This window comes from Polyangium mundeleinium, from assembly GCF_028369105.1.
In the GTDB taxonomy this organism is placed as follows: Bacteria; Myxococcota_A; Polyangia; order Polyangiales; family Polyangiaceae; genus Polyangium; species Polyangium mundeleinium.
Genome location: NZ_JAQNDO010000001.1, coordinates 10,328,642 through 10,355,157, shown reverse-complemented (window position 1 = coordinate 10,355,157; position 26,516 = coordinate 10,328,642). Strand labels below are relative to the sequence as shown.

Genomic DNA, 26,516 nt, shown 5'->3' with positions numbered 1-26,516 from the left:
GGCACGTACGTGGGTTGACAGCTCGCCAGCGAGCCGGGTAACTGCCGCGCCTACATGAATACGACGACATTCCGCACCAAGCGTAAGCCCTTTGCCTCTCGGCACGTCTTGTTCGGCCTCTGCAGCACCGCTGCGATCTTCACGATCGTCGGCTGTGACGACACGGGCACGTCCACCTCGTCGGGCACGCCCTCCACGGGCGGCAGCGGCGGCACGGGAGGCTCGATGCAGGCCGGCGGCATGGGCGGGACCGGCGGGATCGGCGGAACGGGTGGCCTCGGCGGGACCGGCGGGACCGGCGGGATCGGCGGCGCGGGTGGCCTCGGCGGGGCCGGTGGAATGGGCGGGACCGGCGGTCAGAACTGCATCCCCGAAACCTGCAACAACGTCGACGACGATTGCGACGGCGTGGTCGACAATGGCAATCCCGGCGGCGGCGCCGATTGCAACACGGCGTTGCCCGGCGCGTGTGCCGCGGGCCATACCACGTGCCAGAGCGGCAGCCTGGTCTGCATGGCCGACGTCGCGCCCGGCGCGCAGATGGAGACGTGCAACGGCGTCGACGACGATTGCGACGGCAACCTCGACGAAGAGGTCCCCGGCGTCGGCACGGCCTGCGACACCGCGCTCCCGGGCGTCTGCGCGGCCGGCACCACGACTTGCAAGGACGCCGCGCTCACCTGCGTGCAGAACGTCCTGCCGAGCCCCGAGGTGGCGGATGGGCTCGACAACGACTGCAATGGTCAGGTCGACGACGGCCTCGCCCTCGGCAAGGGGCTCTGGGCCAAGGGGTACGGGAACGACACGTCGACACAGAGCGTCTTCCGCATCGCCACGGATTCCGCGGGAAACATCGGCGTCACCGGCCCGATGACGGGGGGGTTCATCGATTTCGGCGGCGGCCTCATGACCGTCACGGGCTCGGAAGATGCGTTCCTCGTCAAGCTCGACCCGAACGGCGGCTTCTTGTGGCAACAGCAATTCAGCGCCTCGAACAACCTCGGCTGGGTCACGTCCCTCGCCTTCGATGCGACCGGGAACGTGTACACGGCCGGATACTTCGTCAGCAACCTGACCGTGGGGGGCAAGACCCTCAACCCGATCGGCGGCGGTGGGGACATTTTTATCCTCAAGCATGACGTCGCCACGGGAGCCGTGCTCTGGAGCAAGGTGCTTGGCGAGTCGACCAATTCGCAAGGCGCGTCGGACCTTGCCACCACGCCGAGCGGCGGCCTCGTGGTCACGGGGACCGTGAATGGCGGCGCCGTGAGCTTGGGCGGCCCTCCCTTGAACGGGTCTGCCAGCGACACCTTCCTCGCCATGTACGACGCCACGGGCGCCCACGTCTTCAGCAAGAGATTCGGGGACGCCTCGGTCCAGAGCGGCAAGAGCGTCTCCGTGAATGCGGCGGGCGAGATCGTCCTCGCCGTCGACCTCCAGGGCACGGCCAATTTCGGCGGCGGCGTGCTCACGTCGGCGGGCAGCATCGACGTCGCGATCGCGAAATTCGCCGCGGATGGGACCCACCTCTGGAGCAAGAACTACGGCTCGGCGTCGACGCAGGACATCAGCAAGGCAGCGTTCGATGCGCAGGGCAACATCTTCATCACGGGCACCCATCACGAGCCCATCGATTTCGGATGCGGGCCCTTGTCGGCGCTGAACAACCACGGATTCTACGTGGCGAAGCTCGATCCGAACGGCGCGTGCCTCTGGTCGAAGACCTACGGCACGACCCCTGCCAAAGCGTTTTACGCCCCCAACATGGCCGTGGATCCGGCGGGCAACGTCATCGTGACGGGTACGTTCCAGGGCAGCATGGACCTCGGCGGCGGCATGATGACCGTCGTGGCCGCGTCCCCCGATATCTTCGTGCTCAAGCTGAGCTCCACGGGCGCCTACGTATGGAGCAAGCAGTACGGCGACCCGGTGGTGTACGAGACGGACACCTGCAACGACGTGGCGACCGATCCGATGGGGAACATCCTGCTCGGCGGGGATTTCGGCGGCACCATCGACTTCGGCCTCGGGCCGTTCTCGGCCGGGGACCTGAACCACCAGGACGCGTTCGTGGCGAAGCTCTCGCCCTGAGGGGGTTCCCCTGCGGCCCGGGCGGCGCGCTCTCCAAGCGTCGTCGCCGGGCCAAGAATCCGCCGCCGATTTCTTTGCCTCTGCTCCCGCGGCCGCTAGGTTCCCTCCCGATGAGCCCGCACTCGAACTGGTTTCGCGCGGCCACCGCGGCCCTCCTCGGCCTCGCTTCGGCGGGCGCTTGTGGTGCGGCCATGCCGGAGGCCGAGCCGGTGGGACGGAGCCACGCCTCGACCGACACCGAGGCGGACGCGCTTGGTCGCAAGACGGAGGACGATCCGTCGAAATGCCCCCACGGCGCCCTCGAAGACCCGCACCGCGGATTCGTCCGTTGCTTGCGCCCCGAGGAGCGTGACGCCGGCTGGCTCCCGCCGCCCCCGCAACCCGAGCCGCCTTCCCCGGACGGCGGCACGGACGCGGCCCCGCCGCCCGAAACGACGCCGCCGCCTCCGCCGCCTCCGCCGCCGCCGCCTCCGCCGGAGAAACCCGCGGAAAAACCAAAACCCGGGCCGCCGCCCGTCGTCACGATCACCGCGCCGAAATTCGAGGGCGGCGAAGTGCCGCGCGCCGAGAAGTTCATCAACGCGAACCTCGAAGGCATTGCCAAGTGCATCGCCGACAATGGCGGCCTCGAAGCGGCGAAGGGCAGCATCAAACTGAGCTTCCTCGTCCGCGTGCGCGGCCGCGCCGAGGGCGTCGAGATCGAGAGCAAGAAGGGCGTGACCGACGAGGCCGCGTCCTGCATCCGCCTGCTCCTCAAGAACAAAGCCGTCGGCGCCCCGACCGCCGATCCCGTCGGCGTCACCGTCACGTTCTCGCTCGAACGACCTCGCTGACGATCGTATCCTGCCGGCATGGCCCGTCCGCGCTTCCTCCCCTTGTCCTCGGGCCTCGGCGCCCTCCTCCTCGCCTTCTTCGGCGCGGGCGCCCGCCTCCCCGACGCCGGCCCGAGCGCGGCCCGCGTCGTCTCGCCCGACATCCCGCTCGACGCGCCGGCCTATGGTCCTTCCCAGGGAAAACAGACGACCCCCGCGGTCGCCTACGACGGAACGAACTGGCTCCTCGTGTGGGAAACCCTCGCGGCGGACGGTTTTTCCTCGGGTTTGCGCGGCGTCCTCGTGGGCCCCTCCGGCGCGCCGCTCGATCCGCAGGGCTTCGAGATCGAGCCGTCCGTCGGGTACAACCTCGCGCCCGCCGCCGCGTGGGACGGCGCGGGTTGGGTCGTCGCGTGGGAGAGTGGTGTCCCCGGCGACGATACGAGCTGGGACATTCGCGCGCGGCGCTTCGGGCCCACGGGCGCGCCGCTCGGCGCCTCGTTCGTCCTCGGCGGCGCCACGAATGCGCAACGCGCACCCGCCATCGCCGCGGGGAGCAGCCGTGTCCTCGTCGTATGGGAGGATCTCCGCAATGGCACCTCGAATGACATCTACGGCGCGCGTATCCTTTCGAACGGCGTCCTGCTCGACCCGCTCGGCCTTCCCATCGGCGCCGCGACGAACGAGCAAAGCCGCCCCTCGGTCGCCTGGGACGGCACGAGCTTCGTCGTCGGCTGGCAGGACTATCGCAGCGGCACGAACCAGGACATTTACGCCGCGCGCGTGACGCCGGCGGGCGTCGTCCTCGATCCGATGGGCATCGCCGTCTCCGCGGTCTCGGGCAGCCAGATGTACCCGGCGGTCGCGAGCAATGGCACGAGCTCGCTCCTCGTCTGGCGTGATTACCGCAGCGGAAGCTCGTACGACATTTACGGCGCGCGTGTCGATCCGAACGGCACGGTCCTCGACGCCGCGGGCCTGCTCGTCTCGGCCGCCTCGGGCGCGCAGCGATACCCGTCGCTCGCCTGGGACGGCGTGAACTACGTCGCCGTATGGGAAGACTTGCGCAATGGCGGCGGCGTGTACGATCTTTATGGCACCCGCATCGATTCGCAGGGCACGGTCCTCGATCCGGCCGGGTTCGTCGTGGTCAAGGGCGGCGCGGACGACATCTCCGTCGCGCTCGCATCCGGCGCGACCCATACCCTCGCCGCGTGGGATGCCGACGCGGACAACCGCGACATTTTCGGCGCGCGCATCCCCCAAGGCGGCACGGCCGTGGACACGCCCGCGAGGCTCCTCTCCACGGCGCCGAACGAGGAGCGCATCGGCGACGCCGCGTTCGACGGGACGAATTGGTTCGTCGTATGGGCGGACTCGCGAAACAAAGGCAGCGTCGTGGCCGGCGTCCGCGTGAGCCCCGCGGGGCAGGTCCTCGACGCCTCGGCGATCCTCGTCGCGTCCGGCCAGGGCCCCGTCGCGACCCCGCGCGTTTCCTTTGACGGGAAAAACCACCTCGTCGTCTGGACCGACCGGCGCACGACGCAAAACCAGTCCGACGTCTACGCGGCGCGCGTCAGCCCTGCCGGCGTCGTCCTCGATCCGGGCGGTTTTCCCGTCGCCACGGGCACCTCGTCCCAGGAGTCACCCTCCGTCGCGTCCACGGGCAGCACCTGGCTCGTCGCCTGGCTCGACGATCGCCATGGCGCCACGGCGTGGGACATCTATGGCGCCCGCGTCTCGCCTTTCGGCGCGGTGCAAGATCCCCAGGGCTTTCCGATCACGACCGCGCCGGGCTCCCAGTTCCTCTCGGACCTGACCTCGAATGGCTCGTTGTTCCTCGCCGTGGCCTCCGATCAGCGCACCGACACGAAGGGCGACATCTATGCCTTCCGGATCGATCCGAACGGCACGGTCCTCGACGCCGCGGGCATCCCCGTATCGGTCGCGCCGAACGCGCAGACGAGCCCTTCGGTTGGCTTCGACGGGAGCGACTTCCTCGTCGTGTGGACCGACGAACGAGCGCCCACGGCCCCCGACATTCACGCCGCGCGCGTGACGGCTGCGGGGGTCGTCCTCGACCCGAACAGCCTCGTGCTCGCGGCGACCCCCAGCGCCGAGCGCGCGCCTTCCGTGGCCTTCGACGGCGCGGGCCACGTCGTCACGTATTCGATCACCTCGGAGGGCGCGAACGACATCGCGGGGCTCCGGCTCCACACGGACGGAACACCCGTGGATGCAATGCCTTTCGTGATCAGCGCGCAGCCGGAGGACGAGACCCCGTCGATTGCTTGCGCGGGGCTCCCGGGGAACGTTCTTGTCGCCTACGGGGCGCATGACGACGTGACGGATCGAATTCGCGTCCGGGCGCGGGTCGTATCCGACGACGGAGGCGGCGGGGCCGGCGGCGGAGGCGGAAGCGGCGGCGGAGGCGGAAGCGGCGGCGCAGGCGGAAGCGGCGGCGGAAGCGGAGGCGCAGGCGGAAGCGGCGGCGGAAGCGGCGGCGCGGGCGGAAGCGGCGGCGCGGGCGGGAGCGGCGGCGCGGGCGGAAGCGGCGGTGCAGGTGGAACCGGCGGAGTCGGCGGCGCGGGCGGTGCCGCTGGAAATGGCGGTGCGGGCGGCGATGCCGGCGCGGGCGGGGGAGGTGGTCTTGGTGGAATGGGCGGCGGGGCTTCGTCGGGCGGCGGGGATCAACCCACGGGACCCCTCGTCCTCGATGATGGTTGTGGGTGCCGGGTCACGGGGGACGCGCCTTCGACCTCGCCGGCCCTCCTCTCGCTCGCCGCGCTTTTTCTCCTGCGGAGACGCCGGATCGAGCGTAAGCTCCGGTCCGCGTGACGACGGCGGGGCATCCATCGGTGGGCACGGAGCTACGTATCGGCTCGCACACGCTCGCGTTCGAGGCGGCCGACACGGTCCGTATCGAGCTCTGCGGCGAGCTCGGCGAGGAGCTCCAGTCCCTCGCCGAGGCCCTCGAGGAATGGGGCGAGGGCCGTCCCTACATGCTCACGCTCGCATCGATCTCGCGTGTGACGACCTGGACCGGGGGGGCGCGGAAGGTCGCGTTGTCGTCGCACCGCATTCGCCTCCCGCCGCGCGCCCTTGCCCTGTATGGGGGCGGCTTCGCATTACGTATGTCTGTCGAAATGCTCATGCGCGCGACCGCCGCGCTCGGGGCCCGGGATCGCTACGTCTTCCACGGCAACGACGAGGCCGCGGCGCGGGCGTGGCTCGCGGACATGCGCCCGAAGCTCGCGGGCGTGGCGAAGGCGTAACCCTCGGTTCTATCCCTCGGCGCGCGGCGCGAGCCAGCGCGCGAGCTCCTCCGGCGACCGATCGAGCACCACGTCCCCGACCCGTCCTGCGCCGAGCTTCGCGAGTCGGTTCTCCAAGGTTTGTCGCTCGGACATGGTCAACGGGCGCCCGAGGCGCCGTTCGAACTGGTGGGCGAGGGTTTCGAGGCGCCCTTCCAGGCGTCCCTGCTTGCGTCCCTCTTTGCGCCCTTCCTTACGTCCTTCTCTGAAGATCCAGTTTTGCACGACCAACCTCCCGGACCCCGCAGAGACTACCACATCCTTCAGCCCTTTCACACGCCGGTTTGTCTCCGCGAGGACGGCCATGGCGGCGCAGAGCTCTTCGAACTCTGCGGGGGAGCTCTGCGCGCGCAAAATCTCCATGACTTGCGCAAGTTTGTCCGCGTCCACGTCCCTCGTGAGGGGCGCGAAGATCAACCAGAACGGACTTCCCTGTTCGCTGGCTCGTCGCACGAGCTCGGCCACGGTCCGCTGGTACACGGGCTCCACGCGGAACGAGACCCCGGAAAAGGGCCGATCCTCCGGCGAGGTCCGGTACACGCCCTCCTCGGGCCAGGGTTCGTCGCGGCCAGCCAGGAGCACGAGCACGCTCTCGATGCGCGGCGGCCCCTCCTCCGGCTTCGTCCCGCGCCGCGCGCGCGTCTCGCTCCCCAGCGCCAGCGCCGTCAGCGTGTTGTATTCGAACATGCGCCACGACACGTCCCGCGTCATGGCTCTCGCCCATTCCACGTGCAGCAGGCGTTTTCCCTCGGCCGACTTCACCAGCAGCGCTCGATCGAGCCGCCGCTGTCGTGACGTCACCTGCGTATCGACCCATTCCAAAGGCTCGACAGGACCCTCGCAATCGAGCATTGCCCGCGCGACCGCGTGGGGCAGCTTCCGCGAGACGTGGCGCAGGATCAGGTCGATGTCGTCCCCCGTCGGGGCTCGCCCTGCTCTTCGCTCGGTCGCTTCCACGCGGCGGACCTGAGCGACCCTCGTGCCAGGACAAAACCCCCTTCGATGGCCGCGGACCTTGGCCTTCGGGGGGGTGGCGCCCCCGTTTTTCCGCCTGGCGGCCGCCAGGGACGCGTCGAAGCGGCCCTTCGGTCCCGGCTGCGAGCCCTCGCGAGCGTAGCCCGGGGCGGAACCGGTGCTAAGGTGCGCGCGCCGCCGTGTCCGACCCTCAACTCCTCCAGCGCGAGATCGCTCGCCGCAAGACCTTCGCCATCATCTCCCACCCCGACGCGGGCAAGACCACGCTCACCGAGAAGCTCCTGCTCTACGGCGGGGCCATCCAGCTCGCGGGCGCGGTCAAGGCCAAGCGCGCGCGCGCGCACGCCGTCAGCGACTACCTGGAGATGGAGCGCGAGCGCGGCATCTCCATCCAGTCGAGCGTCCTCCAGTTCCCGTACAAGGGCCGCTTGCTCTCGCTCGTCGACACCCCCGGCCACGCCGACTTCAGCGAGGACACCTACCGCGCGCTCATGGCCACCGACGCGGCCATCATGCTCCTCGACTCGGCCAAGGGCGTCGAGGCGCAGACGAAGAAGCTCTTCCGCGTCTGCAAGCTGCGCTCGATGCCCATCTTCAGCTTCGTCAACAAGATGGACCGGCCCGGCCGTGATCCGTTCGAGCTCATCGGCGAGGTCGAGGAGGTCCTTGGCATCGGCGTTTACCCGATCACCTGGCCGATCACCGTCCGCGGCCAATTCAAGGGCGTGTATCACCGCCTCCTGCGGCAGGTGTTTCTCTTTCAGCAGGTCGCGCACGGCGCCGAGATGGCGCCCATGCAGGCGCACGACCTTTACGCGCCCGACCTCGAACAGGCTGTGGAAGAGGAAGGTGTCAAGCAGCTCCGCGAGGACGTCGAGCTCCTCGACGCGGCCGGCGACGCGCTCGACACGGGCAAGCTCGCGCGCGGCGAGGTCACGCCCATGTTCTTCGGCAGCGCATTGACGAATTTCGGCCTCCCGCAGCTCCTCGACTCCTTCGTGGAGATGATGCCCGCGCCCGCCGCGCGCGCGAGCGACAAAGGCGCGATCACCCCGGACGACGAGCGATTCACTGCGTTCGTCTTCAAGATCCAGGCGAACATGGATCGCGCCCACCGCGACCGCATTGCGTTCGTCCGTGTCTGCTCCGGCCGGTACGAGCGTGGCATGAAGGTCCGCCACGTCCGGCTCGATCGCGACATTCGCCTCACGAACCCGGTGCAATTCCTCGCGCAGGAGCGCACCGTCGTCGACGACGGGTTCGCGGGCGACATCATCGGCGTCTTTGATCCGGGCATCTTCCTCATCGGCGATACCCTCACGGACGGCACGAACGTCAAGTATGCGCCGCTCCCGCAGTTCCCGCCCGAGCATTTCGGCCGCGTGGTGATGGTCGACCCGATGAAACGCAAGCAGCTCAAGAAGGGCCTCGAGCAGCTCGCGCAGGAGGGCAGCGTGCAGCTCTTCCGGCCGCCGGAGGGCCGCGAGGGCGAGGCCATCCTCGGCGCCGTCGGCGAGCTCCAGTTCGACGTCGTCAAGCACCGCCTCCTCAACGAATACGGCGCGGACGTGCGTATCGAGCGCCTCTCGTGGAACCTCGCCCGCTGGGTCGAGGGCGAGCCCGTGCCGCTCGCGGAGCTCGAATCGCAGCTCTACGGCTATGGCGCGCTCGACGTGCACGGCCAGCACGTCGTCCTTTTCAAGGGCGACTGGCAGCTCGAGACCTGCGCGAAGGCCTTTCCGAAGACCCGCTTCGTCGAGCTCGGCGCGGGCGCGCTCAAATTGCCCTCAGCGGACTGAGCGCACCCCGAGGACGCCCTTCGGGGCGCGACGGGCGCATGATACAAGGGATCATGCGCTTCCGATCTTCCTCCTACCTTCTCCTCACGGCCCTCTCCCTCCTCGCGGCGCCTGCCTGCGGCCCGGACGGGGGCGAAGCACCCCTCGTCATCGCCCCCGTTCGGCCCAATCCGCCCGCGGAGAACGACCCCGCGTTCACCGTGACCGGCGTCCCGCGCTACGTCCTCGCCGGCGACGGCCTCACCAATCCCACGAAGGCGTTCGTGATCCAGGTCGCGGCCCCCAAGGACGTCGTCTTCATTGACGCCTGGATCGACGGCGCCGCGGAGCCGGTCCCGCTCGTCTTCAACGCCGACGACAACCAGTCGGAGGGCGAGATCCCGACGCTCGAGCTCCCGGTTGGGACCCACGGCCTCATGCTCTCCGTGCGTGGCTCGAAGGAGGCCTTTTTTCGCGCCGAATTCGTCAAGGGGCACGCCCTTTACATGGTCATCTCGACCGACTGGGATTTTTCCGACGTCGACGACCGCGTCCTCGACCATCACACCGAGCTCCACACGGCGCACCCCGAGCTCAAGATCACGCACCTCCTCGGCCCGTATACGTTCACGGATCCGGCCGTCCCCCAGCAGCGCCGAGACCACATCGTGAGCTGGGCCCAGGGCATGCGCGATACGTACGGCGACGAAATCGGCCTCCACATCCACCCCTATTGCAACTTCATCGAAGCCGCGGGGGTGGCTTGCAAAACCTCGCCCTCGGTCGCCTATCCGGCCGGTGATCCCACCGGCTACACCGTGCGCCTCGGGGCCTACAGCCGCGAGGAATGGAACACCCTGTTCGGCAAGGCCAACGAGATCTGGAACCAGGTCGGCTTCGGCAAGCCCACCTCCTTCCGCGCCGGCGCCTGGACCCTCGAGACGCACGTCGCGCAGGCCCTCGTCGACACGGGCTTCCTCGTCGACTCCTCCGCGAACAACTGGAAGCTCATGGACGAGTGGTTCGGCTACGACATCTACGATTTCAACAAAGCGCAATGGGCGACGATCGGCGACACGAGCCAGCCTTATCGTCCGACGGAGGACAGCATCGTCGCCGGCGGCAAGGGCCCCGCGCTGGGCCTGCTCGAAGTCCCGGACAACGGCTGCATGGTCGATTACTGGGCCGTCGAGGAGATCAAAACCATCTTCGACGCGAACTGGAGCGGCGGCGGGCTCCCCGCGCCCACGCAGGTCTCGACGGGCTTCCACCCCGCGACCACGGAGTATTACTCCCCGAACGAGTTCGAGCGCCTCGACGAGCTCTTCACGTACACCGATCAGTTCCTCGCCTCGAAGTTCGAGGGCCCGGTCATCTACATCAACATGACCGACGCCACGAAGATCTGGTGACTCAATCGGGATCGCGCCGCGTCCTCCGCGCCCGGATCGCCGTCTCCGGCGGCAGGACCGGCGTGACGCCCGTCCACGCTTCCAGCGCATCGAGCGCTTTCGCGCGATCCGGCTCCACGAGATCGACGATCAACGCCGAATGGTTCAGCCCCGGCGCGAGGAACCGGTAGCTGTCCTTCGCATTGCCGAGCTCGAAGGCCGCCGCCGTGTACGGATCGGTCTCCCCGTACACGAACAAAAGCCTCTCTCCCTCCGCCGAGATCCAGGTGGAAATGTCCTGCATCGCCGACGCGTCGAAGACCGGCGTCTTGCCCGGCGTGAGGAACGTCTCCGCCGTGTCGATCCCGGGGAACTGCAACAGATCCGCGACGTGCGACTCCTCGACCGCCGGGAACCCGAGCTCGGTGGCCGCTTGCCAGTAATAAGGCTCGTACGTGAGGAACTCCTCGTCCGACCAGAGGCTCGGCGAGGCGATCTCGTCGAGGAACGTCCATACATCGTCGTCCGTCGGCGGCTCGGCGCCTACCTCGGGACAAACGCTCTCGTCGTAATACTGCCAGAACGTGAAAACGAGTTCCAGCGTGGCCACTTCGAGCGCCTTCTCCCGGCCGAGCAGGTCGTACGTGAGCCCGACCATCGTCGCCTGCTCGTCGATCCGCGCGAGCATCGCCGGACGCCGCAAAAGCACCTCCCGCTGGAAATACTGCAACGCGTCCTGACAGGTCGAGCTCCCGAGCGACGCCACGAAATCGAGGTACCGCGCGTCCTTCGTGCCGAAGCTGTGCGGCGCGACGTACGCGACCGTCCCGTCGACGTCGTCCGGGAAAAACCGCCGGTGGTACACGGACGTCATCCCGCCTTTGCTCGCGCCGGACGAGATCCATTTGCCCGTGTAGATGGGCTTCAGCACCTCCACGATACGATGATGATCCGCCGCGGCTTGCTCGATCGTCAGGAGCGACCAATCGGCCGGCTCCGGCCTTGAGGGCGTGAAGAACCGTTGCTCCACGAAGAGCTGGTTCGCCTGGAGAAAACTGGCCGGCTCCCGCAGCCTTTGCCGCGTGGGATTGACGTTGTACCCCGACGTCCCGAGCACGAACGGCGCGGCCTCGTCCCTGTGGTGCAGGAGCAAGCGCTGCCGGAAGACCGGCCCGCCCTCGGCGCCGTGATCCGCCGGTTGCTCGTACTCCATCACGAAATAACGATACCCCTCGACCCCCGAGTTCTCCTCCGTCACCACCATCCCCGGGATGGCCTGCAACCGGTCGAAGATATCGGTCTCCGTCGGCGGCGTGGTGGCGGGCTCGTCCGAGCAAGCGGGGAGGAGAACGAAGGCGAACGGTGATACGAGGCGCAAGGCGCCCCGCATGAATCGAGACATCATCGGTTTCCTCAGATCAGAACGGCGCGACCTTCACCCAGAACCGCGGCTCGTACGTGAACAGCGCGTTGACGCTGCCGGACCCCATGATCCCGAAGCCGAGGGGGGTGAATCCGATGGCGAAATGCGAGGTGAGCGGGAAGCCAAAGCCGAGCTGGAAGCGCGCGCCGAACCCGTTTGCTGGCTCGAAGTAGGCCGAGTCGAAGACCACGCGCGAGTAGAACGGCATCGTCGTGAACTCGATCTCCGAGTACCTGCCGAGGCCCGCGACGAACCGGATCGGGACGGCGATCCCCCATTGCGTCGCGTCGTTCGTCCCCACGAAGCGCCCTTCGAGGCCGATCTCGAAGCGCTGCCGCGACCCCGTGGCGATGCGGTACGTGGCTTCCAGGTCGACGAGCGCGCCGTCCTTCACCGCGAACCTGCCCGGCGCGAAATACCCACCGCCCGCGAGGCCGATGCCGAAGCGGAGTTTGTTGTACTCCTTCTGCGGATCCGCGGGCTTCTCCTCCGGCGGAAGCTCCTCCGCCGGCACCGATTTCACGCCCGTCGGCGGCGTTCCGCCCTGCGGAGGCGGCGGGTAGGGGTAGGGATACGGGTACGGATACGGCGCCGCGCCCTGTGCAGGCGGCGGATACGGGTAGGGATAGGGGTACGGCGCCGCGCCCTGCGGCGGCGGCGGATACGGATACGCTGTACCACCCTGTGGAGGCGGCGGATAAGGCTGCGCCTGCTGCACGGGCGGCGCCGGCGGGACACTCGAAGGCGCCGCCGCGCCGGCCTTTGGCCCGGCCGCGGGAGGGGTTTGCCCCGCTGGCTGCTTGGGCGTTTGCCCCGCCGGCGCCTGCGTGGCTGGTCCCGTCGGTTTCGCCGGTTGCGCCGGTTGCGCCGTAGCCTCCTCCGGCACGACGAGCGCCGCCGCCGCGAGCATCGCCGAGGCCAGCGACAACCGCGGGCCCTTCCGCGCGAGCACCACGGCCGCGCCCACGCCGAGGAGTAGCACGATCGAAACGAGCTGCGCCGAGCTCAAGGGCCCGTACGTCCCGCGCGACGCGTCGCCGCGCAGCATTTCCACGAAAAACCGCCCCGTCGCATACAGCGCGATCCACGTGCCGAACGCCCGCCCGTCGCGCCGCGGACCGAGGAGCCAGAGCGACGCCACCACGCCGGCCACGAGCCCCGCGGCCGCCTCATAAAGCTGCGTCGGGTGCACGGGCAGGCTGGGCGCTCCTTGTGGGATCCAGCCGAGCGACGCGTGATCCAGCGCCGCCGGGCTCCCGGCCGGGAACCGCACCCCGAAGAAGCCCGCCGTGGGTTTTCCGTAATCACATCCCGCGAGGAAACAGCCCGTCCGTACGAACCCGTACGAGATCCCGCACAGCGGCACCGCCCGATCCAAAAACGAGAGCGCCTTCGCGCCCCCGCGGCGCAGCACCCAGGCCGCCGCGAGCGCCCCCATCAAGAGCCCGCCGTACGCCGCGCGCCCCGCGTGGAGCAGCGGATCGAGCGACCCCGAAAGGAGAGCCTCCGGCAGGGCCCGCAGCCATTCGAAGACGTATCCGCCCGCGAGCGCCCCGGCATACGCCGCGAGGAGCGCCCGCCCTTCGAGCCCTGCGTCGGCTCCGTCGCGCCGCGACAGCCTTTGCGTCACCGCAGCGCCGAGCAGCGCCGCGAGCCCCACCATCACCATGTAATCGGGCGCGAGCCACCCGGGCAACCCGTGGCGCTCGAGCCATGCCACGACGAGGCTCCTCATGGCCGCCTCCTGCGTTGCGACAGGAGATAAAGGTACGCGACCGGGAGCGACAACCAGAACGCCGTTCCGACCGGCGAGGGCAGGGGAGAACGCCCAGGCCGCCGCGCGACAGCGCATTGGCTGCCCTTGCAGTTGCTGTTGCAGTCCTTGCAGTTCTGGTTGCAGTCCGAGCAATTGTCATTGCACTTCGAGCAATTGTCGTTGCACTTCGAACAGTCGTCGTTGCAGCCGCCGCACGAGCTGCCCGAGCAACCCCCGCAGCTCGACGACCCGCTCCCGCTGCCCGACGAATCCCCCGAGAGGCTCCCGTCCGCGAGGCATTGCTGGAGCAAGCTCATGCAGCTCTCGCTCGCCAGGAACGCGAGCGCGTCGTCCCGCGTCGTCACGGGCAGCGCCGCGCAGATCGATCCACCCGACTCCACGCACGCCCGCACCCCGTCGATGTTCATCAGCGCGAGCACGCAGAGCGCCGCCGCGTTCGCCTGGGCCTGGTTCACCCACGTGCACTCGGCATTCGCGTCGGCGAACGTCGGATCCGTCACGTCGTGATCACACGACCCGCTCGCCGCGCAGCCGCACGTCGTCTGCACCTGCAGCGAGCACTCCTCCACGCTGTCGGGCAGCTTGTACGGATTGAAATCGACCGACAAAGGCTTCGAACCCGGCAACCCCGGCATCGGCACGACCGCGGGGCCGGGCACGATCGACGCGCCCTCCTCCTCCAGCGCCGCGAGCGCGACGAGCCACGATGCATTCACGTACAGCGTATCGTCGAAGGCCCACGCGCCCATCGGCAGGCCCGTCGTCCGCACGATCTCCTTGGCCTCCGACCGTTTCGCGAGGTCGCGCACCCAGCGCCCCGCGCGCCCCTCGAGCGCCGCGGCTTCGAGCGCCGCCGTCGTGTTCCCTGGGCGCCCCCGCATCTTCAGCGGCACCTCGTTCGTATCACCCGCCTCCTTGGCTTCACGCGCTTCGAGAAGGAGCTCCGCGCCTTCCCGCTCGATCGCGCCGAGCACGAGCGCGTCCTTTCCTTGCTCCTCGCGCTCCTCGTCCGCGGCGCTCGCGAGCGCGTCGATCGTCGGGATGTCGCGCGGCGGCAAGACGAGCCGCTCCTCGACGGGAGCGATCCCGGCTTCTTCCAGCCGTTGCGCCACCTCACGACGCGTCTCCTTCGGCAGCGACGCCATCACCTCGGGCGCCGCGCGGAGCGCGTCTCGCAGCGGAAGCGCATCATAAGGCGGCGCCTCCTCCCCACACCCTGTCGCGAGCAGCGCGGCGACCACCAGCGCGCCGCGCCTCCCCCAGCTCCTCCCCGACCGCACCATCACTGCCCCCTTCCTCGATATCCAGGCGATCCACGAATACCAGAGCCCTCACGGCGCGCCAAGCCCCTCCCGAGCGCGAAAATCCCTGCGCGCTGCCGCCTGGCGTCAAAATGATGTCGGCAGCCAGCCCACGTACGTTTTTGCGAGGCTGCGCAATTCGTATCCGCCTCCTCCAGCGCAATCCGCGAAAATGACGCGTCGCAAAGCTCCGAACGGAGCGGCATGCCCATTGCAGTCGCCATTCGAAGGAGGGCCCATGTGCTCGCTTTCTTCTTTTTGGGGCTCGGTGGGCCTCGCGCTCGCTTCTTTTCTCGCCACCGGCCTCGCTCGCGCGCAGGTCGACGTGAATCCGCCCCTGCCCAATGTCCTCCTGCTCCTCGACACCTCCGGATCGATGGAGAACATGGTCGATGGCCGGAGGCCCGAGGAGGCGGGCGCCGCGTGTCTCCCCGGCACGACGACCCCGATGAATCGGTGGGCCACGCTCGTCTCCGTCCTGACGGGCACGATCCAGGGCTTTTCGTGCTTCGCGCAGGACCGCGGCTCCCCCGCATTCCTCGACGCGTATTCGATCGGCGGCGCCCCGCCCGCGGACGCGTCCTACCACCTCCCGTTCCATCGCATTCTCTCGAACGGATGCACCCACGGCCCCGGCGTCTTGCCCTCGCCCTGGTACGAGGTCTCCGACGACGCCATCCGCACGCACGCCTGGAACCATCCGCAAAAGCCCTGCGACGCGCCCGGATTCCGTCAAGACGCGGACGGCTTGCTCGATACCTACCGTGATCGCGTGCGCTTCGGGCTCATGACCTTCGATTCGCTCCCCCACGCGGGCACGGGCGCGGAGGGAGAGTACAGCTATTTTCTCGGATGGAACGACGGCGGCGCGCCGGCCCACGGCCATCCCGCGGGGTGCGCGGAGCAGCCCTTCGAGGTCGGCGCGAAAAACCCGGCCGCTCCGCCCTGGGAAGGTGGGCTCGTCGGGTTTGGCGGGTACGACGCGCCGATCGCCGAGGTCCGGGCGCAGAACGCGCGCATGCAGCGCACGCTCCTCGCCCTTCGCCCCTTCGGCGCGACGCCGCTCGCCGGCATGCTGGCCGACGCGCGTGATTTCTTGTTGCATGACACCACGAAACACCCCGCGACCGGCGTTCCGCTCGGCCCGGCCGAGGACCCCTATCAAACAGGTGGCTGCCGACCGCAATTCATCCTCGTCCTCTCCGACGGCGAGCCCAACCTCGACCTGCGTGACGCCTGCGCCGTGGGCGACGGAAAATGCCCTTACCCAAGGCCCTGGGAAATCGCCCACGCCCTCGCCACGGGGGCGACCCCCATTCCCACGTTCGCCGTGGGCTTTGGCCTCTCCGCGGCCGGCGGCGTCGATTGCGCGTCCCTCGCGCCCGCGGACCTGCTTGACGCCAGCGGCCCTTGCGCGGGCGCGGACGGGAGCCTCGCGGCCTGCTGCACCCTCGCGCGGATCGCGCACGAGGGCGGCACCGAGCGCGCCCATTTCGCCTCGGACCTACCTTCGCTCCGCAAGGCCCTCGACGCCGTCCTCGCCTTCGTCTCGTCGAGCTCCACGAGCCGCACGATTCCCGTCTTCGCGTCCGCCGGCGCCGCTTTCGCCCAGGGAGACGCGTCCGCCGCGGGATACCAGTTCGTCACCTCCTTCGACGCCCCGCCCGGCGAGCCCTGGAGCGGCAACCTCGAACGAAAACGATACGTGTGCGAGAACCAAGGCGGCCTCGAAGTGCCCGTCCTCGCCCCCGTCGACCCGCAAAAAGGTGACGACTTCGAGGCCAACCTCGCCACGGGTGTTCCGGCCCGGCGCTTCTTCACGGTCCTCGCCGATCCTGCGGGGCAAACCCTTCCCTCCCGCGGCAGCATCCGGCCCCACCTCCAGAAGAGCGACGGGCTCGCCTCCGCCGGCGGCGTCTCCACGGGCCTGCTCGAAGGAACGAATTTCGCGAAAACCCTCGCCCTCACGCCCGCCGCGCTCGGGATCGACGCGGTCTCCCTCCCGGAGGCGTGCAAAGCCCTCGCGCTCCCTTCCCCCACGGCAAACGCCTGCGCCGAGGCCGTGATGCGCTGGGAAATCGGCGATCCCCTCGTCCCGCATGCACGCAGCGGCCACGAGCTCGGCAGCATCTACCACGCCGTCCCCGCCGTCATGACGCCGCCGCGCGCATTCCTCCGCGACGAAGCGTATGCCGCGTTCGCCTCCGACCCCACCTCGCAAAAACGACCGCCCGTGCTCTTCGTCGCCACCACCGACGGCCAGCTCCACGCCTTCAAGGTCGCCGCGAACGACCCCGCCGATCCCTTGCGCGTCGACACGCTCGCAAACAACGAGGTATGGTCGTTTTTCCCGCCGCACGTCCTGCCCGGCATCCTCCCGACCTACCGGCAGCAGGCCTTCCTCCTCGACGGCAGCCCCGTCGTCCGTGACGTCGTCCTCTCCCGCACCCGCGCCCATGCCCAGGCCGGCGCGGCGAGCACGCAATGGCGCACCATTCTCGTCGCCGGCGGGGGCATGGGCGGCGGCTTTTATGATGCGCTCGACGTGACCGACCCGGACAACCCGCGCTTCCTCTGGCAGCTCTCGACGGACGACACCGGCGCGCCGCTCTTCGGGGCCGAGACGCCGCGCCCGGCCATCGCCACGATCGCGATCGACGACGGCAAAGGGGATATCGAGGAAGTCGCGGTCGCGCTGCTCTCGGGCGGCCTTTCCGGCCCGCCCGGCGCCGACACCTGCCCGCGCCTCGTGCAGGGCTCGCTCGTCGCCCCGGACGAACCCCTACAGCCCCCCTTCGGCGCCTTCCCCGTGCGATGCCACAGCGCTTCGAGCGGCGCAGCCCTGCCCGCGCGCTCCTTGACCATCGCCCGCCTCGACACCGGCGAGATCCTCGCGACCTTTCGCGGTTTCCCCTCGGACGGCCCGGCCCTCGCGCCGTCGCGGGTTCGCCCCTTTTCCTTCGATTCCCCGGTCACCGGCATCCCGACCCCTTTCCCGGCCCAGCCCGGGCAGGTCGCCGATCGCGTGTACGTCGGGGATGCCGATGGAAACCTCTATCGGATCGACCTCGGCAATCCCGATCCCTCGAAATGGTCCGCGCGCCTCGCCTGGGATGCGTATTCCCTCCCCGGCGACACGGCCTCGGCGCGCCAGCCCGTCGAGACCCCGCCCATCGTCAGCGTCGATCCACTCGGCCGCCCCGTGATTCTCTTCTCCACGGGGGATCAGGAGACGTTCACGAAAAGCGCGGGCGTCCGGACGCGTATCACCTCGATCCTGGAGGACGCCTCCAAGGCCGGCCTCGTGACCCGCCACAACTGGACCATCCCCTTCGAGAACGGTGTCCGCGTCACCGGCCCCATCTCCCTCTTCGACGGCGTCGCCTATTTCGCGACCTTCACGCCCGAAGGAAACCCTGGCGCTGCCTGCTCCGATGGACACGGCTCCGTATGGGGCGTCGATTACCTCCGGACCACCCCTTGCAGCCCAACCGGCCCGACCCCGCCGCCCGGGTGGCCTTGCCCCCGGTACGTGAAAGATCCCGCCTTGGCGCCCGGCCAAACCAGCTATTTCGAGGACCAGCCCCCGGGCACCGTCGTCTTCGGTGTCGCCGCCCTGCGAACGCCGAGCTGTTATGCCCCCGTGACCCTGCCCGATCCCTGGCTCGGATCCGTCACGGCGATGGGCCCCTCCACGGGCGGCGATTTCCAGCTCGTGTTCCAGACCGGGCGCGGCGGCCAGGCGAGCGAGGGCTCGAAGACGCGCACGTTCACCAAACCGCTGCCACGCCCGCGCGGGGCCGTGCGGGTCGATTCGTGGGGCGTCGTGCTCGATTAACGCCGCCGCTGGGCCCGCCCGTGGGCCTCTTCCTCGCCCATCTCCGCCTCGGCGAGCGCCTCCGCCTCGGCCGCATGCGAAGACCCCGGCGCTCCGCCCATTCCCACACGGACGCGCGGCGCGCCGATACGCGCGCTCCCCGTGCCTTTCACGTAATACCGGAGCGTCCCGTCATCGTCGACCTCCAGCGAGACCTGCCCGTCCGGGCGTTTCGCCATTTCCGTGAGGAGCGCGTCGGCCTCGGCCTCGCTCACATTCACGGCCCGCGCGAGCTCGGCGGGCGTCACCGACCCGGAGTTCCGCCGCGCCACCGCGAAGACCGCTTGCTCGTGCGCCCCGCGCTCGCGCTCCTTGCCCGTCTTCCAGAGCAAACGGCCGCCCAGGATGAACAGCAGGCCAAAGAGCACGCTCATGGCGCCCAAGAACCCGCCGACGATCCACGCGACGGTCGCGCTCGCGAGCGAGATCAGCCCCCCGAGCGCGAGCGACAAGAGGACGCCCGTGATCAGGATCACCCAGCCGGCCACGCTCGCCACGCCGCCGCCGATCTTCGACGGCTGGCCCGCGACGTTGACGGGCGTGTCCTCCAGAAGCGAACGAGGCGCGCCGCAGGCCGTGCAATACGCGCGAGCGCCTCGCACGATGGTGGGCGCTTCCTGACGGCAGTTCTGGCATCTCATCGTTCGGGCTCCGACTCCTGGCGGCCGAACATAAGGCTCGTCTTTCCCGTTGTCGCGGGGAAAGCAGCCAGGCGACGGGCGAGCCGCGCCGGCCCGTTCAGGGCGCAGGCGGGTGGACGAGGACCCGCTGGGTCTGCTTCCATGACACGAGGTCGGCCGTGCGCACCGTCGCCGAGACCTCCCAGCGCAGCTCGTTGTTCGGCGCGCCAAACGAGGGCGGACCCCGCAGCGGGATCCGGAACATCTCCTGCACCACGGTCACGCGGCCCGGCGGCAGGCGCAGCCTCGCTCGATCGACCGCGCGCCGCTCGCCGTGCAGCGAATGACGATAGTGGCGCGGCTCGTCCGGCTCGCTCGACGGACGCACCACGACCTCCTGCGCCGAGAGGGACACCACGAGCTCCTTCAGCACCTCCGGCCGGCTCGGCTTGAACGAGACCGACACCGTCAGCACATCCCCTGCCCGCACGATCTCCGGATGCACCGAGAGCTCGGGCGGGCCGAGCCGCTCGCGCAGCGTGCGACGCCGGAGGTGCGCGAAGAGCGCCGAGAGCCCGCCGACGAGCAAGAGCAGCGCGAGGACCCGCGCGAACGCCCCCGCGCGCAGGACGAGCAGCGCCGCGCTCGCCGCCGCGAGCGCCACCCCGACGATGGGATGCTCCAGCGTCTTCGGCTCGTCGCGTTTGTCGAGCGCCGCCTCCGGCAAGGGCCCGGGGTTGTACACGAGCGCATGCCGCGCAGGCGCCGTGCGATAACTCTTCGCCGTCAGCGCGCGCGCCTCCTCGGTCCACGGCAGGAGCAGGATCCGCGCTTCGACGCGCTCGCGCGACGCCCAGCCGAGCTTCGCCTCCACGCGCAAGGTCCAGCTCACCGTGAGGATGTGCCCGTGGTACGTGAGCGGCCCGGACGGCGCGGGGATCTCGAACGGCACGAACGTCGGCTCGCCGGCCGCGAGCGCGAGGCCCGCGGCGAGGACGATTGGCGCGCCGCGCACGGCGTAGGGCTCCCCGCGGCTCTCGACGTCCCAATCGAGCGAGGCCACGAGCTCATCGCAGCGGCGGCTGTCGGGACAGACGATTTCCACGCGCCCGGTGATGAGCTCCCCGGGCCTGTGGACGGCGTCGCGACGGTCGAGGTGGAGGGACAGCCGGGGCGACACGGCGTGGCCCTCGTGTCCCTCAGAAGCGCGCCGAGACGCTGGCGCCGAAGCCGAGGAAGTTCGGGCTGATGAAGCTGCGGAGCGCCAGCGTGCCTTCGCTCGGATCACGCTCGACGAACGTGCCGTTGTTGTCGCGCACGTACTGGAGCCAGAGGAGCGCCGACATGATCGACGAGAGATCCCATTTCAGGCTCGCGCGCGCCTGGAAGATGGGCACCGCGTCCTGGTTCACCGGCAGAATGGCGATGTTGCCCTGCTCGCGCACGACGACGGTGCGCGAGATGGGGGCGTCGGACTGGTCCACCGACGAGGTGGAGAACGTCGACGGGAACTGGAGACCCGCGCCGATCCCGAACGTGAGCCGCGGGGCCGGGAGATAATAATCGGACGCGACGGCGAGGAAGAACTCGTTCGCGGTCGCGGCGTCGTTCGGCAGCGATTGGAAGGGAATGTAGCTCGGCTGGTTGCGCAGGACGTAGGGCAGGTCGCGGTAGATGGCCGTGAAGCTGCCGCGCAAGAAGCCGGACTTCACGTTCGCCTGCAACGCCGCGGCCCGCGCCTGCTGGAACGTCGTCCCGCCGGCCACGTCGAAATCCTTCACGCGTTGCCAGAGGTTCGTCCCCTCGATCGCGACCGACCACGTCGTCTTGCCGGGGTTGTAGACCTCCGGCTTGAAGATGATCATCGGCTTGTTCGGATCGTTCCGGTACAGCGCGAAATCGATCGATTGCGGCACCGGCGTGCTCTTGTCGTGGAGCAGGACCCGCGCGGAGGCGCCGAGCGTGTAAATGCTCTGCCCCGCCACGTCGGGCAGATCGAACTTGCCCTGCTGGAAGTAACCGCCGCCGAGGTCGAGGTGGAGGTACTCGCCCACGTCGACGCTGCCGCCGCCGAGCAGACCGTAGTTCGTCTGCCCGATGCGGATCTCCTCGACCTCGCTCGTGCCCGGCGTCAGCGTCTGCTCGACCTGGATGATCGTCGCGGTCTTCATGCCGAAGAACACGCTCCACTTGTCACCCGTGTATTCGACCTTTCCGCCGGGGGCGCCGCCCTGCACGCGCGGGAAGATCGATTGGTTGATGAACGGGTTCGTGCCGCCCCAGGAGATGTCGTAGAGGTAGCCGAGGCGGAACCGATCGGTGTCGAGCGGCCAGAGCGTCACCGAGAGGCCGCGCTTGCCGTTCTTGTTGCCGTCCGTGTGATAGAAGGCGCGGATGAACGAGCCGGCGTCGTAGAGCGACTGGTTCAGGTTGTTCGTGGCGCGCGCGAGCGAGGCGAGGTCGAAGCGCAGGACCATCGACGCCTCGGTGTCGAGGCCTTTGATGAACCCCGGCATCTTCTTGTAGAGCGCGAGGTGCGTCAGGTTCTCGCGGCCGGCGAAGCGCGAATTCAGGTTGTCGAAGAAGAGGCGGTACGTCCGCCGATCCCCGATCGAGAAGTTCGGCGAGAGCGGCTGCGCCTGCCCCGTCTGGTGCAGCACGTCGTCGTCGCCCATGACCCACGTCAGGCGCGTATCCATGAAATCGCCGATACGCACGGACGGCGGATTGTTATCGACCGTCTTCACCGGCGCCGGCTCGACGACGACCGGCACGGCCGGCGGCACCGGCTTCGGCGCCTCGACGGCGGGCGGCGGCGGAGGCGGCGGCGGCGCTTCGGTCGTCGGCGGGGCGGAGGCCTCGGTCGGCGCGCCGGTCTCCGCGGGCGGCGGGGTCGGCCCACCAGGCGGCGCGGCCGGATCCGTCGGCGGCACCGGCTGTGCGGATGCGCCGGCGGCTGCGAGGAGGAGAGCAGGGATCAGGGCCAGGGGAGCGCCGGCGGCCTTGCGGAGTCGCATGCGGGAATGCATGGGCAATCGAGGGTCCTTCAGTTCGAGCCTTGATCGTTGTCGTCGATGGTCCGGAGGCGAACGCAGGCTTTCGTGGACGGCACGGTCGCCTTCACGCAGCCCTGCGACTGGCATACGAGATCGTCGGGGCAACGCGTCTCGAGCGTCCAGTTCAACGAGCCTCCGGAGAAATTGCGCAGCGTGCCGGTCACGGCGTCGAGCGTCTCGCCCTTGTGCCCCGTCGGGTCGAAGCTCGCCGCGGTCCCGGTCTGGATCTGAATCTGCGTGTTGCCTTTGAAGACCTTGTAATTGCCGCGCGCCGAGTACGACGTCCACTCCGTGCACTCGGGATCCGCGGAGCAGGCGTCCGAACACGCGCCCTCGGCCTGGCTCGCGAAATCGACCTGCCCGTCGCCATTGAGATCACAATTGGAGTGATCCGCGTCCGGTACGTTGTCGACGACGGGCTTCGGGCCGAACTTCGTGGCCACGCGGAACCCCTCGATCCGCACGAGGCCGGATTCGAGCTTTTCCATCGCGTCCGCGTTCTGGATCGTGCTGTCGTCGAGCACCGGCGGCTCGGGCACCTCGCACGTGTCCTCGCCCTCGACCGGGTAACTCACGACGTACGAGGGGAACGAGAGCTCCGTGAAGCCGAAGAACTCGACCACGGTGCCCGTCAGAAACGTCACGCGGTCGCAGACGCGCATGCCCGGCGGCGTGGAGAAGTTGAACGCGAAGATGTGGTTGTACCCCGTCGCCTGCTCCGACAGGTCCGTCACGTAAAAGCCGTCGTTCGACACGCGCGTCACGACGAGCGGCTTCGGCCGATGGGTGTTGATCTCGATGGCCTCGTACGGGAAGGGCGTCGCCGCGCCGAGGCCCTGCACGTCGCTGATGCGCGGCAGCTCGTAATGGACCGGCGGCGAGATGCCGGCCGCGAACGTGCCCGTCTCCTCGTTGTCGTCGTCCGCGAACGCGCACCCCGGATCGGCGGGGAAATCGATGAGCACGTCGCCATCGTCGTCCTTGCCGTTCGAGCAGGCCGGTTTCGAAGAAAGCGGCACCGGCGAATAGCCGAGATCCTCGACCCAGAGGCGCGCCGAGCCATACACGGCCGTCACCGTGGCGACCCCTTGCGCTTTGCCGGCCACCACGTTGATGTTTCGGCCCGTCGCGCCCTCCCCCGTGACGCCGAGGACGACGCCCGGCTCGACGCTGATCCGCACCATGCCGTCGAAATCGACGTGCTCCCCATAAGGCGAGAGCGTTTCGAGCTCGAACGCCCACGTATCCTCGCGATCCCCGCGGTTCGCGGGAAGCGGCGCGTCGTCCGGGGGGGCGGCCGCGCCGTTCACCTGCGTGATCCGCACGCGGAACGTCGACGCGCCGCTCGGCGGCGCGACCTGATCGGTGCAGGCCGCGAGGGCGAGGAGCGACACGAGGCCAAGCGTTGCCCTGTGCGGAGCCGTAGAGAACTTCATTGCCCGACCATCCGGATGCGACCATCGGAGAAGTTTCCGATGTAACGATCCACGCAAGCGAGGTACTTGCAGGTCTCGCCCGCGGTCCTGCAGGGCGCGAGCTCTTGCTCGCACTCCCGCTCGATCGCGGCGGACGGCGCATTCTCGCAGACCGACCGCTGGAACGCGGCGACGTCGTCGCGGCAGGTCCGGAGCACGCAGGAGCCGGCGCTGCAGGGCCGGGCCGCGTCGGAGGAGCAGACGTCCCCCTCGATGACGGACTCGGGGCAGGCGCAGACGAAGTCCTTGTCGAGCTTCGTGCAATCGGCGTCGACCTTGCAGCCGATGGGCTCGTCGTGGTCACACACGCCGTCGTTCGTGCACGTCGCCGGCAGACCGAGGAGCTTGCCGCACTCGTCGGATTGGCTCCCGTTGTTGTTCGCGTCGGCGGGGCAGGGGGGCCGGATGGTACACGGCTCGCCGGCGCGGATGTAATCGATGAGCGCGTCGCGCTGCTGGATCTGTGTATCGAACTGCGTCGTGTTGCGCTGCAGGACGCGGAAGCCGCTGCCGCCGGCGGCGAGGTAGTTCGAGGTGGCGAGCTCGTAGCTCGCGAGCGAATCGAAGGGCTGCCAGCAGACACCGCCCTCGACGTCGCAGCTCCCGAGGCCCTTGTCGGGGCATTGCGCGTCGCTCGTGCACGCGACCTTGGGGTTTCGCGCGCCGATGTAGATGTTCGTCGCGACGCCGGGCGGGCTGTCGGGCGTCTTTTGCTGCGTGCAATTGACCACGATGCGGGCGCCCGCGATCTGCACCTGCGAGACGCAGCCGCGGCCGGCGGACCTGCGCGCCACGAAATCGAAGAGGTCCTGCACCTCGACGCCCGAGAGCTGCATCTTCGAGATCGAGTTGTCGAACGGGAAGATGTTGTACATCTGCTCGACGGTCACCGGCCCGGGCACGAGGTCGGCGCGGATGCCCGTGGTGTTCGTCAACGAGAAATCGGTCTGCACGCCGAGGCGCAGCCACATCGCGGTGGAGATCATGTTGCCGAGCGGCGAATCGCCGCCGCTCGTCGAGAAGCGCCGCGACCCATCCCGTGCATACCCGACGAGCAGGTCGAGGTTCGCCAGCGCGTCGAGGCTCTGCGCGTACGGCTCGAGCGTCGCGAGCACGATCGGATCCTCCGGCACGTCCTCCGTCACCGGGAAGAGGCGATAATCCTTCGAGACGACCTCGAAGCCATTCACCGGATCGTAGTCCGACACGCCGTCGGTCTCGCCGGGGAAATCGGCTGGATCGTTCGAGAGGACGAGGTCGAGCCGGCCCACGTACTTCGCGAACGCGCCGGAATGGGAGAGGACGACGTCGCGCGGCCGGCAGTACCTGCGGATCTTGCCCGTCTCCGCGTTCGGATCGTTCAGCTCGATGTAGTAGCTGTTCACCTCGGCGTCGAAATTGGCCGAGCAATCCCGCACGCGCTTCGGCGGCTGGAGCACGATGTGGTTGTGCCCGCCGAGCACGACGTCGATGCCCGTCGTATTCTGGATCATGCGCTCGTCGACCTCGAGGCCGAGGTGCGTGACGAAGACGACGACGTCGACGATGGGCCGGAGCAGGTCGGTATAGAACTGCGCGACCTCGACGGTGTTCAGCGGCGTGATCCCGAGGCGGTTCGGCGCGTCGAAGATCGAGGTCATGCTCGACAGGTTGCCCATGCCGATGAGGCCGACGCGCAGCCCGTCGAGGTGGTAGACCTGGTAGGGCTGGAGGACGGCGCCGAGGGGGGAGGCGCCGGGCTGGGCCGGGTCTTCGAGCAGGTAATTGGCCGCGAGGACGGGGAAGCTCGCCCAGTTCTGGAGCTGGATGCCGAGGTTCAGGGCGCCGCGATCGAACTCGTGGTTCGCGACGAGCATCGCGTCGGCGCCCATCGCGCTGAGGGCGCGAATCTCGGCCTCGCCGGAGAAGAAGTTGAAGACGGGCGCGCCCTGGAAGCAGTCGCCGCCGTCGACGTGCAGGACGCGCGAGGCGCGGGCCCGCTCCCGTCCGACGATATGCGAGATACGCGCGGCGCCGCCCACGTTGGCGATGCTGAGCGCCTCCCCGAGCCCGAGGCCGGCGTCGACCTGGCCGAGCTGCAGGTTGTACGGATAGAGCCGTGAGTGGATGTCGGACGTGTGGATCAGGGTCAGGTGGGTCTGACCCTTGAGGCGTGGGGTGGGCGCGGACGTCTCACAGCCCGAGCCCAGGGCCAAAGTCGCGACCAGAGGCGCGGCCAAGAGGGGAGCTAAGAAGCGTCGGAAGCGCATCGAACGGGCGTAACCTAGGCAGGATGCCCCGCGTGGCTCAAGGGAAAAACGTGGTAGGTGAACACACCACGGGAGCCCAGGATCCAGGGTTCGCCCGGACGCCCCCGAAAAACGGCGCGGTTCCTGGGGGCCGCCCGTGGCCGCGCCGCCGTGCGTCGTGACGAGGAGAGGGTGTCACGGAATCGTCACCCGGGAGAGCTTGACAAACGGGCGGTTTGGATCGGGCGAACGGGCGGGGAGGCGGGAGGGCAAGCGAAATTTGATTGTGTACCGCTGCCGCGGCGCCGTCGGCTCCCGCCGACCCAGGGACCGTCATGGGACGCTCGGTCCCCAGGCGCATCGTGAGCCCCCTCGCTCGTTTTCCGTTGCTGCTCAGC

The 26,516-nt window shown here is 69.1% G+C and carries 16 protein-coding genes; 7 read left to right on the top strand and 9 right to left on the bottom strand.

Annotation, left to right across the window (positions count from 1 at the left end):
* The first annotated feature begins 54 nt into the window (after positions 1-54).
* The 4 genes from POL67_RS40895 (at position 55) to POL67_RS40880 (ending at position 6,178) form a co-directional block, all read left to right on the top strand.
* Positions 55-2,091: a MopE-related protein gene (locus POL67_RS40895; protein ID WP_271926399.1), complete on the top strand. Its 2,037-nt coding sequence runs from the start codon at positions 55-57 to the stop codon at positions 2,089-2,091.
* A gap of 110 nt (positions 2,092-2,201) precedes the next feature.
* Positions 2,202-2,924: a hypothetical protein gene (locus tag POL67_RS40890; RefSeq protein WP_271926397.1), complete on the top strand. Its 723-nt coding sequence runs from the start codon at positions 2,202-2,204 to the stop codon at positions 2,922-2,924.
* Between the two features lie 18 nt (positions 2,925-2,942).
* A complete protein-coding gene (locus POL67_RS40885) occupies positions 2,943-5,741 on the top strand; it encodes an MYXO-CTERM sorting domain-containing protein (RefSeq protein ID WP_271926396.1) in 2,799 nt (932 codons plus the stop codon).
* A complete protein-coding gene (locus POL67_RS40880; RefSeq protein WP_271926395.1) occupies positions 5,738-6,178 on the top strand; it encodes a hypothetical protein in 441 nt (146 codons plus the stop codon). The genes POL67_RS40885 and POL67_RS40880 overlap by 4 nt, the downstream gene beginning before the upstream one ends.
* Before the next feature lie 9 nt (positions 6,179-6,187).
* On the opposite strand, the gene POL67_RS40875 is transcribed toward POL67_RS40880, so the two are convergent.
* Positions 6,188-7,174: an RpnC/YadD family protein gene (locus POL67_RS40875; RefSeq protein WP_271926394.1), complete on the bottom strand. Its 987-nt coding sequence runs from the start codon at positions 7,172-7,174 to the stop codon at positions 6,188-6,190.
* A gap of 197 nt (positions 7,175-7,371) precedes the next feature.
* On the opposite strand from POL67_RS40875, the gene POL67_RS40870 reads away from it, so the two are divergent.
* Complete coding sequence (locus POL67_RS40870) at positions 7,372-8,991, top strand: peptide chain release factor 3 (RefSeq protein WP_271926392.1); 1,620 nt, start codon at positions 7,372-7,374, stop codon at positions 8,989-8,991.
* A gap of 53 nt (positions 8,992-9,044) precedes the next feature.
* On the top strand, positions 9,045-10,382 hold the full coding sequence (locus POL67_RS40865; RefSeq protein WP_271926387.1) for a polysaccharide deacetylase family protein: 1,338 nt from the start codon (positions 9,045-9,047) through the stop codon (positions 10,380-10,382).
* A gap of 1 nt (position 10,383) precedes the next feature.
* On the opposite strand, the gene POL67_RS40860 is transcribed toward POL67_RS40865, so the two are convergent.
* Genes POL67_RS40860 through POL67_RS40850 form a run of 3 tightly spaced genes read right to left on the bottom strand, consistent with a single transcriptional unit; the run spans position 10,384 to position 14,844 of the window.
* The gene (locus POL67_RS40860) at positions 10,384-11,766 is read right to left on the bottom strand and encodes a S28 family serine protease (RefSeq protein WP_271926381.1); all 1,383 of its coding nucleotides are present in this window, start codon (positions 11,764-11,766) and stop codon (positions 10,384-10,386) included.
* Between the two features lie 13 nt (positions 11,767-11,779).
* A complete protein-coding gene (locus POL67_RS40855) occupies positions 11,780-13,519 on the bottom strand; it encodes a prolipoprotein diacylglyceryl transferase (RefSeq protein ID WP_271926379.1) in 1,740 nt (579 codons plus the stop codon).
* Positions 13,516-14,844: an SPFH domain-containing protein gene (locus POL67_RS40850; RefSeq protein WP_271926378.1), complete on the bottom strand. Its 1,329-nt coding sequence runs from the start codon at positions 14,842-14,844 to the stop codon at positions 13,516-13,518. The genes POL67_RS40855 and POL67_RS40850 overlap by 4 nt, the downstream gene beginning before the upstream one ends.
* Before the next feature lie 256 nt (positions 14,845-15,100).
* Between POL67_RS40850 and POL67_RS40845 the strand changes: the two genes are divergently transcribed.
* A complete protein-coding gene (locus tag POL67_RS40845; RefSeq protein ID WP_271926377.1) occupies positions 15,101-18,700 on the top strand; it encodes a pilus assembly protein in 3,600 nt (1,199 codons plus the stop codon).
* On the opposite strand, the gene POL67_RS40840 is transcribed toward POL67_RS40845, so the two are convergent.
* From POL67_RS40840 to POL67_RS40820, 5 genes are all read right to left on the bottom strand, one after another.
* On the bottom strand, positions 18,697-19,380 hold the full coding sequence (locus POL67_RS40840) for a hypothetical protein (protein ID WP_271926376.1): 684 nt from the start codon (positions 19,378-19,380) through the stop codon (positions 18,697-18,699). The genes POL67_RS40845 and POL67_RS40840 overlap by 4 nt on opposite strands.
* Before the next feature lie 97 nt (positions 19,381-19,477).
* Entirely contained in the window at positions 19,478-20,539 is a 1,062-nt protein-coding gene (locus POL67_RS40835; RefSeq protein WP_271926375.1) for a hypothetical protein, read from the bottom strand.
* Between the two features lie 19 nt (positions 20,540-20,558).
* Positions 20,559-22,376 (bottom strand): hypothetical protein, encoded by a 1,818-nt coding sequence (locus POL67_RS40830; RefSeq protein WP_271926374.1) that lies wholly within the window; start codon positions 22,374-22,376, stop codon positions 20,559-20,561.
* A gap of 29 nt (positions 22,377-22,405) precedes the next feature.
* Positions 22,406-23,851: a hypothetical protein gene (locus tag POL67_RS40825; protein WP_271926373.1), complete on the bottom strand. Its 1,446-nt coding sequence runs from the start codon at positions 23,849-23,851 to the stop codon at positions 22,406-22,408.
* A complete protein-coding gene (locus POL67_RS40820; protein ID WP_271926371.1) occupies positions 23,848-26,139 on the bottom strand; it encodes a bifunctional metallophosphatase/5'-nucleotidase in 2,292 nt (763 codons plus the stop codon). Before POL67_RS40820 ends, POL67_RS40825 begins: the two co-directional genes overlap by 4 nt.
* Positions 26,140-26,516: the final 377 nt, after the last annotated feature.

Coding starts and splice junctions, on each gene's coding strand:
- POL67_RS40890 (WP_271926397.1), top strand. CDS start 2,202: ATGAGCCCGCACTCGAACTGGTTTCGCGCGGCCACCGCGGCCCTCCTC.
- POL67_RS40885 (WP_271926396.1), top strand. CDS start 2,943: ATGGCCCGTCCGCGCTTCCTCCCCTTGTCCTCGGGCCTCGGCGCCCTC.
- POL67_RS40850 (WP_271926378.1), bottom strand. CDS start 14,844: ATGGTGCGGTCGGGGAGGAGCTGGGGGAGGCGCGGCGCGCTGGTGGTC.
- POL67_RS40840 (WP_271926376.1), bottom strand. CDS start 19,380: ATGAGATGCCAGAACTGCCGTCAGGAAGCGCCCACCATCGTGCGAGGC.
- POL67_RS40895 (WP_271926399.1), top strand. CDS start 55: ATGAATACGACGACATTCCGCACCAAGCGTAAGCCCTTTGCCTCTCGG.
- POL67_RS40820 (WP_271926371.1), bottom strand. CDS start 26,139: ATGCGCTTCCGACGCTTCTTAGCTCCCCTCTTGGCCGCGCCTCTGGTC.
- POL67_RS40865 (WP_271926387.1), top strand. CDS start 9,045: ATGCGCTTCCGATCTTCCTCCTACCTTCTCCTCACGGCCCTCTCCCTC.
- POL67_RS40825 (WP_271926373.1), bottom strand. CDS start 23,851: ATGAAGTTCTCTACGGCTCCGCACAGGGCAACGCTTGGCCTCGTGTCG.
- POL67_RS40855 (WP_271926379.1), bottom strand. CDS start 13,519: ATGAGGAGCCTCGTCGTGGCATGGCTCGAGCGCCACGGGTTGCCCGGG.
- POL67_RS40830 (WP_271926374.1), bottom strand. CDS start 22,376: ATGCGACTCCGCAAGGCCGCCGGCGCTCCCCTGGCCCTGATCCCTGCT.
- POL67_RS40845 (WP_271926377.1), top strand. CDS start 15,101: ATGTGCTCGCTTTCTTCTTTTTGGGGCTCGGTGGGCCTCGCGCTCGCT.
- POL67_RS40860 (WP_271926381.1), bottom strand. CDS start 11,766: ATGATGTCTCGATTCATGCGGGGCGCCTTGCGCCTCGTATCACCGTTC.